The sequence below is a fragment of the Priestia koreensis genome (assembly GCF_001274935.1).
GTDB classification, from domain to species: domain Bacteria; phylum Bacillota; class Bacilli; order Bacillales; family Bacillaceae_H; genus Bacillus_AG; species Bacillus_AG koreensis.
On record NZ_LILC01000002.1, the window covers coordinates 193,747 to 208,176 of the forward strand.

Here is a 14,430-nt window from a genome sequence, read left to right on the forward strand (position 1 = left end):
GTCTGCTATAATACTAGATACGATTTGTAGGTAAAGGTGGTTACAATGTGAAAAAAATTGCGGTTATGTTTATCGCTATAGTAATGCTACTCACCGTTAGTAGTGTGCCTTCGCACGCTGAAAAGGCGGATAAGCCAGCCGTTTTGGTCGTGTATTCGTCTGATGATGAGAGCGATCATGAACAGCTGAAAATTTTAGATTTGCTTCTTGGGCAATTTACAAGTGATGTTACGTTTATAAAAGATGAGGACCTATCTTCTATCAAAAACAAGCGCTACTCTCACATGGTATATGTAGGGCTTGTTAAAAAGAAGATACCATCCTTAGTTGTGCAGAAACTAAATTCCTTTGATGGATCAGCCTTAGCTATTGGCAAAAATGTTGAACAGCTGGGCAAGCGCTTTTCGTTCATACAAGCAAACGGTGAAGCGGTCATTACGTCAGCTAAGCTCGTATCAAAAAACTTAGACAAAAAGCTATCAGAGAAGCGGATCATTGTAAATGCGAAGCCGATTGGAAAGGTAAAAACGCTCATCACGGGTCAAACAAAAGATGGCGACGAACAGCTTCTGATGGCGCAAAAGGGAAAAGATTACTACTTAGCGACAGAATCTTTTTATGATCCAATTGGACAGTTTGTTGGGGAAAAGTTATTTTCTTTTTTTGGAAAAAAGCCAACGGGTACGCATAAAGTGTATTTACGTTTAGAAGATGTTCATCCTATGTATGATCCTGAAGTGCTAAAGCAAGCTGCTGATTATTTGAAGAAAAAGGATATTCCGTATATGATCGCGGTCATTCCACTCTATATTAATCCGAAAACGCATGAGGTTATTCATATGTCGGATTCTCCGAAGCTTGTGAAGGTACTTCAGTATATGCAAGATAACGGCGCAACAATCGTACTACACGGTTATCGTCATCAGTACAAAGATGAGGAAACGGGTGAAGGCTTTGAATTTTGGGATGTTAAGCGTGATGAACCAATTTTGACAAGTCGGAATGATGATGTAAAAGGTCGAAAGGATTTTGAAACGACCGCTGATTACCGAGGGTATTTGAAAAAAGGTGAGGCTTTTGAACGGAAATACGTTGAAAATGCGATGCAAAGTGGAATAGAAGAACTTGTTACTCACAAGCTTTATCCGCTCGCATTTGAAGCTCCTCACTATGCGATGTCACAAACAGGCTACGACGTTCTGTCAAAACATTTTTCTACGTATGTTGGGCAAACACAGGTGACCGATTTAACATGGACCGGTCAGTACGCTCCTCTAAACGAGAGTCAGCCTACATTTTTAAACGGAATGACGCTCCTTCCGGAAACAATTGGCTACGTTAGTCATGATGCAGAGCATTCGGTTGATGCAGCTAAAAGTAACGTAAAAGAAGTTAGTGAATTTACCGACTCCTACGTTGCAGGATTTTATCACCCATATTTAAAGCTTTCGAATTTAAAAGAGCTCGTCGAAAGCCTAGATCGTGTTCCAAACCGTGAGTGGGTGGATTTGAAAAAGCTAGACAATCGTGTAAAAGTACAAAACGTGACCATCTCATCAAATAGTAGTGGAGTGAAAGTAGATAAGTCGTTTATTGCTAGCAGCTATGAACGACAGTATCTGTTTAAAAAATATGGTGTCTGGTTCATTATCGGTGTTGTGGCGTTACTACTTGCTTGCTACTACGTTTTCAATCGTTTCTTCAATAAAAATAAAGATGACAATAATTATATTTAGGTCGAGACAGCGATTAGGGAAGATGTTCCTTGATCGCTTTTTTGAGTTGATTCGTTGGTCCTATTTTTTGAAAGATGAGCACGTCCGTGGGGGAACTACCAGAAAAGTTGTGTTACCATTAGCAAAATAACCGACTTGTGCGGTGCGAACTTTCAAATCACCTGTTAAAATGGAAAAAAACGGGTATATAAAAGGTAGATTTTAGCGATACCATAATTCCCATTTTTGTGGTGAAATAGTTGAGTAATAAATTTAAACGTAGCTTTTATGATCCAAATGGAGCATCCTAACGTTTACCAATTGTACAGTTGAAGAGAAATAGACTTATTTTATGATACAATCTAAATCTCTCGTCCATCATATGATTTCGAAACGTTCACGCTCTGCATATAGGTTCAGAAAAAAATAGATAAAGGGAATGGTCAAATGAAACGAAATTCTACGTTATGGATCGTTGCAGGGCTTATGTTAATTATGTTGCTCACGATTGCGTACTTACCGTTAGAACGAGCGGTCATTAACTATATTATGATCTTTGCATACATACTTGTACTGCTAAGCGTCAATAGTTCAAAAAGTTTTATTGCGTTGCTAGTGATGGTTCTGGGGTATGGTTTTGCACTAACCTTCTATTGCTACAAAGCCGGATTCACAGGCGGCATCCAAGCGCAATTTGTTGTACTTCACCTGTTCTTAACAGCGAGCTTACTTTTACTTTGGATCCTTTTTTACCATGTGAAACGATTAATTAAAAAAGTCAACACGTTAGAAGCACAGGTTCAAAACCTAGAAAAGTATGAAGACGTGCCAAATTTATTGTCAGAAAATGAATTTGTGAGTCAGGCTCAGCTTTTAATAACAGGAACAAAAAGAAGAAATGAAAGCTCCTATTTGTTAAAAGTTCAAAGCACTCATCAAAATGAAACGTCCAAGTCGACGCTTTATACAGCGACGAAAATTTGCTTGGAGATGTTAAGAAACAATTATGATCTTGTGACGAGATATGAAGATCAAATGTTGCTGATCTTTTTGCAAAATACGGATGAATCAGGTGCTCAAGTCGTCATTAACCGTATGAAGGAAAAGCTGAAAATAGAATTCTCAACATCTGCTGTTTCCATTCAGTCTACGCCCATCGACACTCTAGAATCGGCATTTGAAGATTTCAACGTAAGGATGAATGAAGCATGAAGATTGCATTATTAACTGTGATGAGCTTTTTTTGGCTCCTTCTTATCTATTATTCGGTGCTTGCAATTGCAGGGGTGTATCACCGCATAAAGAAAAAAGAGAAGGTGTCACTAGATCGTTATCCATCGGTAGCGATCTTAATTCCTGCTCATAACGAAGGGGTAGTTATCAGCGATACGCTTCATGCGATGTCGCAGTTAAATTACCCTGGACAATTAGACATATACGTATTAGACGACGCATCAGAGGATGAAACTGCTACTATCGTTCGTTCATACGAACAAATATTCAAGCGAATTCATTACGTAAAGGTTCCTCCAGGAAGTCCAAAAGGGAAATCTCGCGTACTTAATTACGGTCTATCTGTTACGGATTCGGATTATTTTTTAGTATATGATGCCGACAATCAGCCCGAGGAAGATGCCGTTAAAATTCTCGTAGAAACAGCTGAAACGACACCAAAGGCCGCAGGAGCGGTCGGTTATGTGAAGACGGTGAATGCGAATAAAAATCTGTTGACGCGCATGATTGCCATTGAATTTCAGGTGTTTCAACTTCTCATGCAGTCAGGGCGTTGGCTGTTATTTAAAATTGGGACGCTTGCAGGGACGAATATGCTGCTTAGACGTTCGGTTTTAGATGAGATGGGAGGATATGATCCATATGCGCTTGCAGAAGATTCTGAGCTTACGATGCGGATTACGGCAGCGGGCTATCTCATTCCCGTTGTACCAGAGGCAAGAACGTGGGAGCAGGAACCTGAAAGTATGAAAGTGTTTATTCGCCAGCGAACAAGATGGCTGATTGGAAATATCTATATTCTTGAAAAATCTCTCTATAACCTGAAATTTTGGCGTGGGAAAACGTTTTTTCATACGTTTCAGCATTTGCTGACATACCTTTTCTTTACGGTGTTCTTATTGTTCTCAAACGTTTGGTTTGTGCTGAGTCTGTTTGGGATGGATCTCCCAGACATTGGATCACCGCTCCTCATGTTTTGGTTTATGAGCTATATTGTGTATTCACTACAAATTCTTGGAGGAATGGTTCTTGACCGGACCACTTCGCCTTATAATATCTTTGTAGGGGTCATTATGTATTTCACCTACGCGCAGCTGTTTTTAATTTTGTTAGTCAAAAGCCTCTACTCGTATACATGGAACCGAATTCGAAATAAGACGATTGAGTGGGACAAAACGAGGAGGTTTAAAGGGGAGCAAATGTGAATAAGTACGGAGTCATTTTGATTGTAGGAGGCGTGTTCATTATTTTACTGTTTTCTTTTCTTCATTACGTACCCCCTAAGCGGGATGTGATTACGATTATTGAAAGTGAGTATATGGATAAAGAAGGAATCATCCGAGACTACGGACGAAAAGATAATGTGAAATTATTGTCTGAGAGTCTTGGCCTCTACATGGAATACCTGCTGCTACGAGGTGATCAAAAAAGGTTTGATCAGCAGTTTGATGTGCTGATGGATCATTTCCTCGTGCTTAAAGGCTCCGATACCTTTTTGAAATGGGAGATTGCAAAAGGAGTATCCACAAATGCACTCGTAGATGATTTACGAATAATTAACGTTCTTCTTCGGGCAAGTGAGACGTTTCATAACGTTGCCTACCGAGAAACCGCACTAAAACTATTTCAGACGATTCAAGAAAAGCAAAAAACGTCTGCGGGCTATGTGGATTTTTATGATTGGCACCACGAGGAGCGAGCGGATACGCTACATCTCAGCTACCTTTACGTTCAGCTACTGACTAAGCTGGATCCAGCGATGAAAAGTAGCGACGTGTATGCAAGATTTCGTGAGCGTCACGCTAGTCTTTTTTATCATGAGTATTACTCATACGATACGCATACCTTCAAGGAAGAACATAAGGGAGAAGTTAACCTGATTGATCAGTTCTTAATTGAGCTGCAGCTGACGTCGATTGGAAAGCGGAACGAAGCTTTTTACAAGTGGGCGAAAAGCGAAATGATGAACGACCATAAGCTTTACGGCCGGTATACGAAGGATCGTCATCCAAAGCCAGCTGTTTCATATGAATCATCAGCAGTGTATGCGCTTGGTACGCAATATTTTCTAGACAACCATGATCAGCAAATGGCAAAAGAGTTTCATCAACGTCTCGCAAAATTCAAGCTTCAATCACAAGCTGATTATGATTCCATTCACTTTTTTGATTTCATCAACTATGCGTTAGCTGATTGGAAGTATCAACATCAATAGGAAAAGACTCACGTTAAGTGGGTCTTTTTTATGTGGGAGTAAATAACAATTAATAAGGGAGAAAAAAGACGTTTTCGCTACATAAATGGAGAAGAAGAAAGCGCATACTATAGAGAAGAAAAAATGTCCTTTTATTGGAAAGTGATAGGTGATAAGACCAAGTGGGTCGAAAGTAATAGGAGAAGTGTGGTAAAATAGAATAAACCATAAACAGGGAGAGGATACATTGCAATCATTCTATATGATTGGTATACAGGTATTTCTTATTCTCGGCATTATTGGGATTATCGTGTCGGGTTTGTTATTAGAAACTTGGACAAGTGAACCGGGTAAAAGGGTCAACGTGCATGCGGAAACCATTCCTTATGCAGCCGTTCGATCTAAAATAGCGCTTTATGCAGGGCTTAGCGGTCTAGGATCGCTCGTACTTGCCACGTTTATTTATCTTTTGCACCGGTAATCAAGGAAGAGGCTCTATGGGAACAGAAACTGTTCCCATAGAGCCTCTTCTTTCGTTTTTATTGCACTGTTAGCGTAGCCGCTTGAAGATTGACCGGTAAATAATCGTAGAGATCACTTGCTCCGCTCGTAACCGTTTCGGCATACCATGTATAGTCTCCTGCAATGGTTGGTGCTAACCAGTTTGAGAAGGTGAACGTAATGCTTTGGTTTCCTGCTAAATTAGCCGTATTGGCGTAAACATAGTTTCCTGAGAATGTAAGGGAACTAGAAAGATTAGTCCCATCACTTTTCGTAGCCGTTACCGTTGTTGCGGTAGGATCAGGCCACTTTGGTGGAGCCATCAGTTTTACCTTTTGGATTGGATACGTAGACGGCGCGCGCAGCGTGACGCTGATCGTTTGCGTGCTTCCAACTGGAACCGCTGTTGTACTAATGGAAGAAGTACCGCGTCCATATGAACCTCTAATACGTAAAAATTCATTGTAGTATTGATCAGCGGTTGCTTTATCATGAATGACCATCAAATTTTCACTATTTGTGTCATTTGCGTTGGCACTTGCATTGAAGGAGCCTGTGACAACTTGTGCAGAGGTGTATCCTTTATCAGCGATCAGCACCTTGTCGTGAAGTTTGCCTCCGTAAGGGTTATCAGCAATACTTACCGGAATGCCTTCTTTTGCTAGATAAGCAAGTTCTCCGTAAGGACCGTTACTTCCATATTGGCTTTGATCAAAAATCCCCTCTACGTTTACACCACGATTTTTCGCTGCAATGAGCGCTTGACGAATATTATCATCTGTAAATGAGAAGTAATCAAAATAAACGTTGTATTTTGCACTGTTAATGACGTTCACGATTGCACTTGCCGGATTATCTTCTGGTGCGAAGTATACTTCGACCGGAATGGACCCTGTTGCGGTTGTGACGGTTACCTTTTGGTCAGCTGTAGTAGAAGGTGAGGCTGTTTTAGTGAACTGTCCGTACACATACATCTCGTCAAAATCGGTTTTATAAATGGATGCTAAAGAAGATGACTTCCATAAAACCGTGTTGTTGTAGTTGTTTGCATTGCACGTGTCAGTTGTATTAGTAGATCCCATCCATACCTTTTGATCATCTAAAATAATGTACTTGTTGTGCATAAGAGCAGATCGATTATCACCTTTGACGGCAATGCCTGCACTTATGAGCTGCTGAGTGAACGTATTGGTTATGTAGTCTGAATCTGTCATGATACGAATGTTAACACCGCGATTTTTCGCTTGAATAAGCGCATCCACAAATGGCTGATAGCGTATTTCATAGAGAGCTGCATCAATGGTCGTAGTAGCACTATTGATCTCTGTAATGAGCGCATCTACTAAATTGACAGTTTTGCCAGGACCAAATAAGACGGTTTCTGAATCATACGATGCGGCTGTACTATTTACATCACTAGCAGTAAAAAGGGCTGCGGCAGAAAAAAGAAGAATAAATGCTTTTCGAACAAACAGTTTGGGCATAAAAAGCCACCTTTCAATTTTTTAGAAAATCCTTCTTAACTCTACCAAGGATGGAATTTTCAGATAAGGGTAAATAGACACAAAAATTTTTAATTTTTTGTAAAGTTTACATAGGCTATTTTTAGTCGCTTCTCGAAAAGAGATAAGACCATAAACTTAAACAATAAGAAAAAATAATTTGTAAGCAACAGGGGGAAATAAGATGACTTTACGGGTTGGGGTAGATTTAGGAGGAACAAATATACGCGTAGCTCTTATTGATCACGAAGGGGAAATTGTTCATCAAGTCCATGAGTTAACAGACGCAGCGCGAGGACCAGAACCGATTATAACGCAACTTATTCAAATGATCGAAGATGTGATTGGATTAGAGACAATTGTGGGAATTGGAATCGGAGCTCCGGGACCGCTTGATCCTGTGAAAGGAATTATCCTTGGACCATCAAACTTGCCCGGTTGGGATTATGTTGAATTGGCGCAGATGGTGAAAGGAAAGTTTGATGTGCCGGTAATCGTCAATAACGATGCGAACGTAGCTGCTCTAGCAGAAGCCCATATAGGAAACGGTAAGAGCTACCGAAGCGTTTTTTACGTCACGGTCAGCACAGGAGTTGGAGGTGGTTTTGTTTTAGATGGTCATGTTCATAACGGCTCATTTGGTTATGCGGGTGAAATAGGAAATATGATTGTACAGCCAAATGGCTACAAGCATGCAGATATGAACAGAGGATCTCTTGAAGCATATGCCAGTGGAACCGCAATTGGGCGAGTGGCAAAGGAAAAGTACGGCATTACGGGAGGGGCGAAGGAAGTATTTCGGCTTATGGGGGAAGGGGATGAAAAAGCCAAAGAAGTCGTAGAAGAATCCATGAATTACTTAGCGATTGGTATTGCAAATATTGCTCATACGCTTGATCCAGAGATTTTCATCCTTGGTGGTGGAGTTATGCAATCTTCTCATCTCGTTTTACCGTATCTCACAATGAAGGTGAAAGAATATCTTTTCCCGCAAATGGCAGATCGATTAACGATTGTAAAAGCGTCTCTTGATCGGGACAGTGGTGTCATAGGGGCTGCCATGCTTATCCAATCGGAAGGAAAAGTAAATACATGAGCACCGAACCTTTATTTTTTGAGCCGGTGTTCAAGGAGAGAATTTGGGGCGGAGAAAAGCTGAAGGCGTTTGGATATGATTTGCCGTATAAGAGAACGGGCGAGTGCTGGGCTTTTGCCGGTCATCCACATGGTCAAAGCGTCGTAAAAGAGGGAAAGTATAAGTGGAAAACGTTAGGCGAACTGTGGGAAAAAGAACGTCAGCTGTTTGGTGAACTAGAGGGAGGACGCTTTCCGCTTCTAACAAAATTATTAGATGCCAATGATAATTTATCCATTCAAGTGCATCCTCCAGATGAATATGCACAACGTTTCGAAAATGACTGTGGTAAAACCGAGTGTTGGTACGTCGTACACTGCGAAGAGGGAGCAGAAATCGTCTACGGGCATTACCCTAAAACGAAAGAAGAATTTTCACAGATGGTTCGTGAAGGGAGATGGACAGAGCTTCTAAGAAAAGTTTCAGTGAACCAAGGAGACTTTTACTATGTTCCGAGTGGGACCATTCATGCGATTGGAAAGGGAATTGTCATTTTAGAAACGCAGCAAAACTCAGACACCACCTACCGGTTGTACGATTATGAGCGAATGGATCAAGATGGAAAGAAGCGTGAACTGCACGTTGCTCAATCACTTGACGTTCTTGCCACACCGTTTGTAGAGTCTAAGCTTGTCATGTTGAAGAACCAGGTAGAGGGTGTACACGTTACGACATTTATTCAATCCCCTTATTTTACCGTACATAAATGGATAGTAAAAGGAAGCGCTAGGCTTTGTCAGAAGAAACCATTTTTATTGATCAGTGTGTTAAAAGGAAATGGACACATTGAGAAGAACAAAAAAGGATATGCATTTTCAGTAGGTGACCACGTTTTATTACCCGCTGACTTTGGTTCATTCACAATCAGCGGAGATGCGGAATGTATTGTCTCTCACGTATAGAATGGTAAGAAGCGTGTTGCGAATAGCGAGGCGCTTCTTACCGGTTGAATTTTTTTTGTGTTATTTTTTAAAAACAGGTTTAATAATAAAGAAAGAATGGAAAAAGAATAGATGGACATTTTGTAAATGCAGCACACTAAGACTTGGAGTTAGGGAGAGAACGTCATGAACGTAGAACAGGAAAAGTATTCAATTAAAATTAAGGAATCTACATTTGATTGGGATTTAGAAGAAGGTACGTTCAAATTTGAAGGAGATGAGGTTGTCTTATTTTGGGTGAATACCGCGTTTAAAACTTTTTTTGATGCGATCGAAGAAGTATCGGGATCAAAAGCTGCAAGCATCGTCTTAGAAACGGCAGGGTATCGAACCGGTGAAATTGTGAGCGCTTTTTATCAAAAATCCATGGGCGATTTTGAGCAAATACTGTTAACATTGCCTAATACATATCTAACGGCAGGATGGGGAAAGACGTCTATTAACATCGTGTCAAAAGAAGAGAAAAGAGCGATTGTACGCATTCAGGATAGCTGGGAATACAAGGTGACCATGGCTCAAGGAAAAGGTGAAGAAGGAACATTTTTACCAGGGCACTGGGCAGGCGTTTTTAGCGGCTTGTACGGCACATCTATGTGGTACCAAGTTAATAAAAGCCAGATGAAGGGTGATCCGTACACAGAATTTGAATTTTTTCCTTCTTCCATTACCCCACAAAAAAATATTCATTCACTTGTGAACGAGCAGCGTCAAGCCGAAATTGAAGCATCCGAAAAGTACGTGGTGGAACGAACGGAACAACTATCAAAGATCATCAAAGACATTTCTTCTCCCATTATTCCGGTGCTTGAGAATATTGTTGTCATCCCGCTTTTAGGAGAATACGATGAGTCGCGTGCGGAAGAATTACTTTCTAAGACGCTCTTTCATCTACCTGAATACAAAGCCAACTATTTGCTGCTGGATTTGACAGGGATTTCCGGGGTAAATGAATTTACGATTGACCTGCTGCAAAAATTGGTGCGTTCCACATCACTTCTAGGAACGGAAGCCATTCTTGTGGGGATATCTCCCGAGCTCAGCATGAAAATGACGAGCGCTGGTTTTCTGTTAAGTAACATTCCATGTTTTTCAACGCTTCAGCATGGAATTAATCACGCGCTCAGTGAAGAAGGTCTTCATATTGTGAAAAAATCATAACAAAAAAGCCCCTTGTTTTTGATAAATGAGGGGCCTTTTTGCTATGTATTAATCGTTATCCCGTAGCTTTGCATCTAGCACGAAGGTGCCAAATGGAATAACGGACGCTACGACTGCACCGATAGCTGACACAAACGACCATTTTTTTACGAACGTAACATGAGCAACAGCCAGTAAAAACAGAACAAAAAACAAACCGTGTAAAGCACCAACAACAGATACTGCCTGAGGAATATCAAACATATATTTCAACGGCATCGCGATCCCCAGTAGCAACAAATATGAGATTCCCTCAATAATTCCGACAAAGCGTAAACGCCCAACAGCAGTTGCAAGCATAGGTCATCCTCCTATCATTATTCTTATCCTTATTATATACAAGCATCCTACCTCTTTAATACTAGATTGTTGAAATATTAATGGGATTGCCACAATTTCGTCTTTCGCTCCCGTTATTGCTTGACGAACAGCGACGAATATTCAAAGCGGGGCGGTTTTACCTGTATCAGGAATCGTGCACGGAGTTGTCGTTCTACTTGTTTTGTTAGTGCTCGATCCGCACGCTTCTAATATTCCACTAGCAAGCATGGCGCCAATTTTAATGGTTGTAGCATGGAATATGAGCGTTTCTCTTCATATTAAAAAAGTCGTTCCAAGTGCGATTAGTGCAGAGCTGAAGCATTACTGTGGTCAAGGACCGTAAAAGATAAGAAGGGCAAAACCATCTTCTGCACTACATAATTTACCGACCAAAAATCCCCGTTGCTTTCGGAAGGGGATTTTTGTTTGTAAAAAGAAGTTTAACAAAACTGTAAAAAAAGGAAGTAAAGATAACAGGAACATTATATGTTATAGTAATGAATAGTAAAACGGTAGTAAGAAGGTGAAGAGATGTACCGAATTGGGCAGTTAGCCAAGCTTAGTGATGTATCAAAGCGTACCATTGATTACTATACACAAATTGGTCTCCTCAAAACAGCAGAAACAACGTCAAAGTTTCGTTCCTATCCTGAACATTCACTAGAGCGTCTGAAGCTGATTGAGCACTACAAGCAACAGCACATGACGCTAAAGGAAATTCGCAAACAGCTAGAAATGTTTGATGATGATACGATTGCGGAAGGAAACGTATTAGAAAAAGTGAACCAAATTCAAGCACAAATTGAAGGGCTCGAAAAAGAAGTGCTCGAGCTACAGCCGTTGCTGAAAAAGCTAGATGAAAATCAGCTACAGCTTCTGACCAAACAACTTTCGGCAAAGGGAATGTCTCTCGTCCACATTATTGCGATGATTTCTGAAGGATCGTTAATGCTATAAGTTCCACTCATATAAGAAGGTATAAAAACTCAACCAAATTGCGGTTGAGTTTTTTTGTCATGTGGAGTAAGTGAAATGTCGATAGCGGAGTGCAAATGATCGATAGGCGGTGGGAATTAATCGATAGCCGAGTGAAATTGATCGATAGGCGAGGAAAAGTGATCGATGGAAGTGGTGAGGGTCATGTGTTGTGAGCGAAATGTCGATAGCGGAGTGCAAATGACCGATAGGAGGTGGGAATTAATCGATAGGCGAGGAAAATGATCGATAGGCGAGGAAAAGTGATCGATGGAAGTAGTGAGGGTCATGTGTTGTGAGCGAAATGTCGATAGCGGAGTGCAAATGACCGATAGGCGGTGGGAATTAATCGATAGGCCGAGAAAAATGATCGATAGCCAGGAAAAAATGATCGATAAACCGGGCAACATGACCAATAGAAGTGCTGGGAGTCGCGCAGAATGAGTGAAATGTCGATAGCGGNGGAGAGAAAATGAACGATAGGCCGAGAAAAATGATCGATAGCCAGGAAAAAATGATCGATAAACCGGGCAACATGACCAATAGAAGTGCTGGGAGTCGCGCAGAATGAGTGAAATGTCGATAGCCGAGTGCAAATGGCCGATAGACCAGAAAAAATGAACGATAGCGAAGAAAAAGTGATCGATAAACCGAGTGAAAGAGACCGATAGAAGTGCCCCAAGTCGCGTAGCGTGAGCGAAACGCCACTAACAGACAGAGAAAGCGCGACCTCTTTCCATGAAAGGAGATCGCGCTTTCTCATTAGATAATAAAGCCACTGTACACCATGCCAATGTTAATGACGAGGTGAAAGACGATGGCAGGGTAGAGGCTGTTCGTTTTAATCGTGAGAACGGCATAAATGACGCCGGCTCCTGAAATAAGGAGGCTGAGGAAAAGTGGAAATCCAATCGAAAGGTGCAGCAATCCGAAGCCAACGCTCGTTAGAACAATCGCATAGAGAAGAGAAGCAGCATGTTGAAGAGCAGACAGCATTACACCTCGCCAGATAACTTCTTCAAATACTGCATTGATTAGTGAAAAGGCAATACAAAACCAGAGAAGAGAGAAAAAAAGAGATCGATCCTGCTGAGCAATAAAGAAGAAGTAAACGATGCAGTTTGAGAGCACGCCGATCAGTAAAAAGAGACGTGTATGGATCTTGTGTCTTCCGATTATAATCGGTTCGTTCCAATTAGGCTTATGACTATACCAGTTCACTGATTTCTTAAATAATCGTTGCTGACAAGCGGGTAGAACAATCATCCAAAAGAGCATGAGACGTTTAAGAAGAATCGTCATTTCTTTTGAAAGCGCGAGGTTATTCACCCAAACGTTGCAGAGTGTAAAGCATAGAAAACCTAGCAAAAAAGACAGGAAAAGGGATGATAGAAATCGGTTTGCTTTGTTAAATGCTACGATCAACACAAAACTCATAGCGATAGCAAGCGACCACCAAACGTGTTGATAAGAAATGGACATAATGCCTCCAAAAAACAACAGCGCCATTAAAATAGGGATACGGACTCCCCTCCTTTATAAAAATAAACCTTTTATTACCATTTTATATAGATTATGAAAAAAAGATAGCTTTATAATAAAAAAGAGGAGAGGAGCTAACATGACCTATAAAATTGCATTTTTTGATGTAGATGGAACGCTTACTAACTATAAAACAGGCCTTATTTCAAATGAAACAAAGCGGGCGATTCGCGAATTAAAAGAGAAGGGAATCGAAGTGGTTGCCGCAACTGGAAGGCCTTTATCGATGTGCGAGGAATTAAAAAAACTAGGCATTGAAACATTTATTACGGCAAATGGAGGATACGTTGCGCACGGGGAAATCGTGATTCATAAAGTAGCGATGCGTTCCGAAGTAGTGAAGGAAGTCGTAGCGTATGCGGCGTCCAAACAGCACGGCTTATCCTTTTATACAGAAGGTTTTGCTATGAACGGGGTGCGGAATGAAACCATTTTGTCTGCGCTGCGTGAAACGCTATCGTTAACTGAGTATCCAACGAATACGTTTACGCAAGAGGAAGAGGTTTATTTGCTTTGTCTGTTTGCGGACGAAGAAGCAGTGCGAGACTACGAACAGAAATTTTCGCAGCTGACTTTCAGAAGGTGGCATCCTTCTATCGTAAACGTGCTAGACGAGGACGTATCGAAGTCACTAGCAATCAAAAAGGTACTACAGCATTTTGGGTTTACACCTTCACAGGCCATCGCATTTGGAGACGGTGACAATGACATTGATATGCTTCAATTAGCTGGATTCGGTGTAGCGATGGGAAACGGAAGTGAACAGCTTAAAGAGGCAGCCGATTTTGTGACGAAAACGTCAGAGAAGAATGGTGTTTCATTCGCGCTGAAGCATCTCCACATTATCTCATAAAAAATCCCCCAGTCTGCCACTAGCAGCTTGGGGGATTTTTGTTGAAGCACCAAACGACGACGGAAAAAGAAGAATCGACTTCCTTCTACAAAAGGAAGAGGGAATAACTTCATTTATCCGACCGTCTATTTGAGGTGATGGCGTCTTATTTTTGACGTTCAGCTAATAGGTTTGCTAAGAAGTGTGATTTGTAGCTTTCCAGACGTTTCTCTTCAAAGCGGCGAACACCTAATTTTTTTAATTCTTGTACGTACCATCCTTTGCTTCCGATATGCATATGATCCATCCTTTCTTGTATTTATCATGCTTTTTTCTCTATCA

14 protein-coding genes and 1 pseudogene are annotated in these 14,430 nt (G+C 41.0%); 11 read left to right on the forward strand and 4 right to left on the reverse strand.

The features are described 5' to 3' along the window. The first annotated feature begins 47 nt into the window (after positions 1-47). The 5 genes from AMD01_RS00990 to AMD01_RS01010 all read left to right on the forward strand — a co-directional run bounded on the left by AMD01_RS00990 (position 48) and on the right by AMD01_RS01010 (position 5,623). Positions 48-1,736, forward strand: a complete 1,689-nt coding sequence (locus AMD01_RS00990; protein ID WP_053399518.1) for a polysaccharide deacetylase family protein — start codon at positions 48-50, stop codon at positions 1,734-1,736. A gap of 426 nt (positions 1,737-2,162) precedes the next feature. Then, positions 2,163-2,927 (forward strand): hypothetical protein, encoded by a 765-nt coding sequence (locus AMD01_RS00995; protein WP_053399519.1) that lies wholly within the window; start codon positions 2,163-2,165, stop codon positions 2,925-2,927. Then, the gene (locus AMD01_RS01000; RefSeq protein WP_053399520.1) at positions 2,924-4,153 is read left to right on the forward strand and encodes a glycosyltransferase family 2 protein; all 1,230 of its coding nucleotides are present in this window, start codon (positions 2,924-2,926) and stop codon (positions 4,151-4,153) included. The genes AMD01_RS00995 and AMD01_RS01000 overlap by 4 nt, the downstream gene beginning before the upstream one ends. Continuing rightward, entirely contained in the window at positions 4,150-5,163 is a 1,014-nt protein-coding gene (locus AMD01_RS01005) for a hypothetical protein (protein ID WP_053399521.1), read from the forward strand. The genes AMD01_RS01000 and AMD01_RS01005 overlap by 4 nt, the downstream gene beginning before the upstream one ends. Positions 5,164-5,404: 241 nt before the next feature. Further along, positions 5,405-5,623 (forward strand): hypothetical protein, encoded by a 219-nt coding sequence (locus tag AMD01_RS01010; protein ID WP_157052568.1) that lies wholly within the window; start codon positions 5,405-5,407, stop codon positions 5,621-5,623. Between the two features lie 58 nt (positions 5,624-5,681). Here AMD01_RS01010 and AMD01_RS01015 read toward each other — a convergent pair whose 3' ends face one another. Beyond that, positions 5,682-7,127: a phospholipase D-like domain-containing protein gene (locus AMD01_RS01015; protein ID WP_053399523.1), complete on the reverse strand. Its 1,446-nt coding sequence runs from the start codon at positions 7,125-7,127 to the stop codon at positions 5,682-5,684. 202 nt (positions 7,128-7,329) lie between these two features. Between AMD01_RS01015 and AMD01_RS01020 the strand changes: the two genes are divergently transcribed. From AMD01_RS01020 to AMD01_RS01030, 3 genes are all read left to right on the forward strand, one after another. Continuing rightward, on the forward strand, positions 7,330-8,241 hold the full coding sequence (locus AMD01_RS01020; RefSeq protein WP_053399524.1) for an ROK family protein: 912 nt from the start codon (positions 7,330-7,332) through the stop codon (positions 8,239-8,241). Next, positions 8,238-9,182, forward strand: coding sequence for a mannose-6-phosphate isomerase, class I (gene manA, locus AMD01_RS01025; RefSeq protein WP_053399525.1), 945 nt, complete (start codon positions 8,238-8,240; stop codon positions 9,180-9,182). Before AMD01_RS01020 ends, manA begins: the two co-directional genes overlap by 4 nt. A 165-nt stretch (positions 9,183-9,347) precedes the next feature. Beyond that, positions 9,348-10,379, forward strand: coding sequence for an STAS domain-containing protein (locus tag AMD01_RS01030; protein ID WP_053399526.1), 1,032 nt, complete (start codon positions 9,348-9,350; stop codon positions 10,377-10,379). A gap of 48 nt (positions 10,380-10,427) precedes the next feature. Here AMD01_RS01030 and AMD01_RS01035 read toward each other — a convergent pair whose 3' ends face one another. Further along, entirely contained in the window at positions 10,428-10,718 is a 291-nt protein-coding gene (locus AMD01_RS01035; protein ID WP_053399527.1) for a DUF3817 domain-containing protein, read from the reverse strand. 124 nt (positions 10,719-10,842) lie between these two features. Here AMD01_RS01035 and AMD01_RS01040 point away from each other — a divergent pair. Both AMD01_RS01040 and AMD01_RS01045 read left to right on the forward strand, forming a co-directional pair. Further along, positions 10,843-11,004: pseudogene (locus AMD01_RS01040) on the forward strand (SulP family inorganic anion transporter); the annotation flags it as partial. A 266-nt stretch (positions 11,005-11,270) separates the two neighbouring features. Then, positions 11,271-11,696: a MerR family transcriptional regulator gene (locus AMD01_RS01045; protein ID WP_053399529.1), complete on the forward strand. Its 426-nt coding sequence runs from the start codon at positions 11,271-11,273 to the stop codon at positions 11,694-11,696. A 780-nt stretch (positions 11,697-12,476) separates the two neighbouring features. On the opposite strand, the gene AMD01_RS01050 is transcribed toward AMD01_RS01045, so the two are convergent. Beyond that, on the reverse strand, positions 12,477-13,223 hold the full coding sequence (locus tag AMD01_RS01050) for a CPBP family intramembrane glutamic endopeptidase (protein WP_053399530.1): 747 nt from the start codon (positions 13,221-13,223) through the stop codon (positions 12,477-12,479). A gap of 112 nt (positions 13,224-13,335) precedes the next feature. Between AMD01_RS01050 and AMD01_RS01055 the strand changes: the two genes are divergently transcribed. Next, positions 13,336-14,109, forward strand: a complete 774-nt coding sequence (locus AMD01_RS01055; protein WP_053399531.1) for a Cof-type HAD-IIB family hydrolase — start codon at positions 13,336-13,338, stop codon at positions 14,107-14,109. 145 nt (positions 14,110-14,254) lie between these two features. Here AMD01_RS01055 and AMD01_RS23275 read toward each other — a convergent pair whose 3' ends face one another. Continuing rightward, the gene (locus AMD01_RS23275) at positions 14,255-14,386 is read right to left on the reverse strand and encodes a YflJ family protein (protein ID WP_083446364.1); all 132 of its coding nucleotides are present in this window, start codon (positions 14,384-14,386) and stop codon (positions 14,255-14,257) included. Between the last annotated feature and the right edge of the window lie 44 nt (positions 14,387-14,430).

Excerpts from the sequence above, each read along its gene's own strand:
- AMD01_RS01055 (WP_053399531.1), top strand. The coding sequence starts at position 13,336 with ATGACCTATAAAATTGCATTTTTTGATGTAGATGGAACGCTTACTAAC.
- AMD01_RS01015 (WP_053399523.1), bottom strand. The coding sequence starts at position 7,127 with ATGCCCAAACTGTTTGTTCGAAAAGCATTTATTCTTCTTTTTTCTGCC.
- AMD01_RS01020 (WP_053399524.1), top strand. The coding sequence starts at position 7,330 with ATGACTTTACGGGTTGGGGTAGATTTAGGAGGAACAAATATACGCGTA.
- AMD01_RS01050 (WP_053399530.1), bottom strand. The coding sequence starts at position 13,223 with ATGGCGCTGTTGTTTTTTGGAGGCATTATGTCCATTTCTTATCAACAC.
- AMD01_RS00995 (WP_053399519.1), top strand. The coding sequence starts at position 2,163 with ATGAAACGAAATTCTACGTTATGGATCGTTGCAGGGCTTATGTTAATT.
- AMD01_RS01010 (WP_157052568.1), top strand. The coding sequence starts at position 5,405 with ATGATTGGTATACAGGTATTTCTTATTCTCGGCATTATTGGGATTATC.
- manA (WP_053399525.1), top strand. The coding sequence starts at position 8,238 with ATGAGCACCGAACCTTTATTTTTTGAGCCGGTGTTCAAGGAGAGAATT.
- AMD01_RS01045 (WP_053399529.1), top strand. The coding sequence starts at position 11,271 with ATGTACCGAATTGGGCAGTTAGCCAAGCTTAGTGATGTATCAAAGCGT.
- AMD01_RS01030 (WP_053399526.1), top strand. The coding sequence starts at position 9,348 with ATGAACGTAGAACAGGAAAAGTATTCAATTAAAATTAAGGAATCTACA.
- AMD01_RS23275 (WP_083446364.1), bottom strand. The coding sequence starts at position 14,386 with ATGCATATCGGAAGCAAAGGATGGTACGTACAAGAATTAAAAAAATTA.
- AMD01_RS01035 (WP_053399527.1), bottom strand. The coding sequence starts at position 10,718 with ATGCTTGCAACTGCTGTTGGGCGTTTACGCTTTGTCGGAATTATTGAG.
- AMD01_RS01000 (WP_053399520.1), top strand. The coding sequence starts at position 2,924 with ATGAAGATTGCATTATTAACTGTGATGAGCTTTTTTTGGCTCCTTCTT.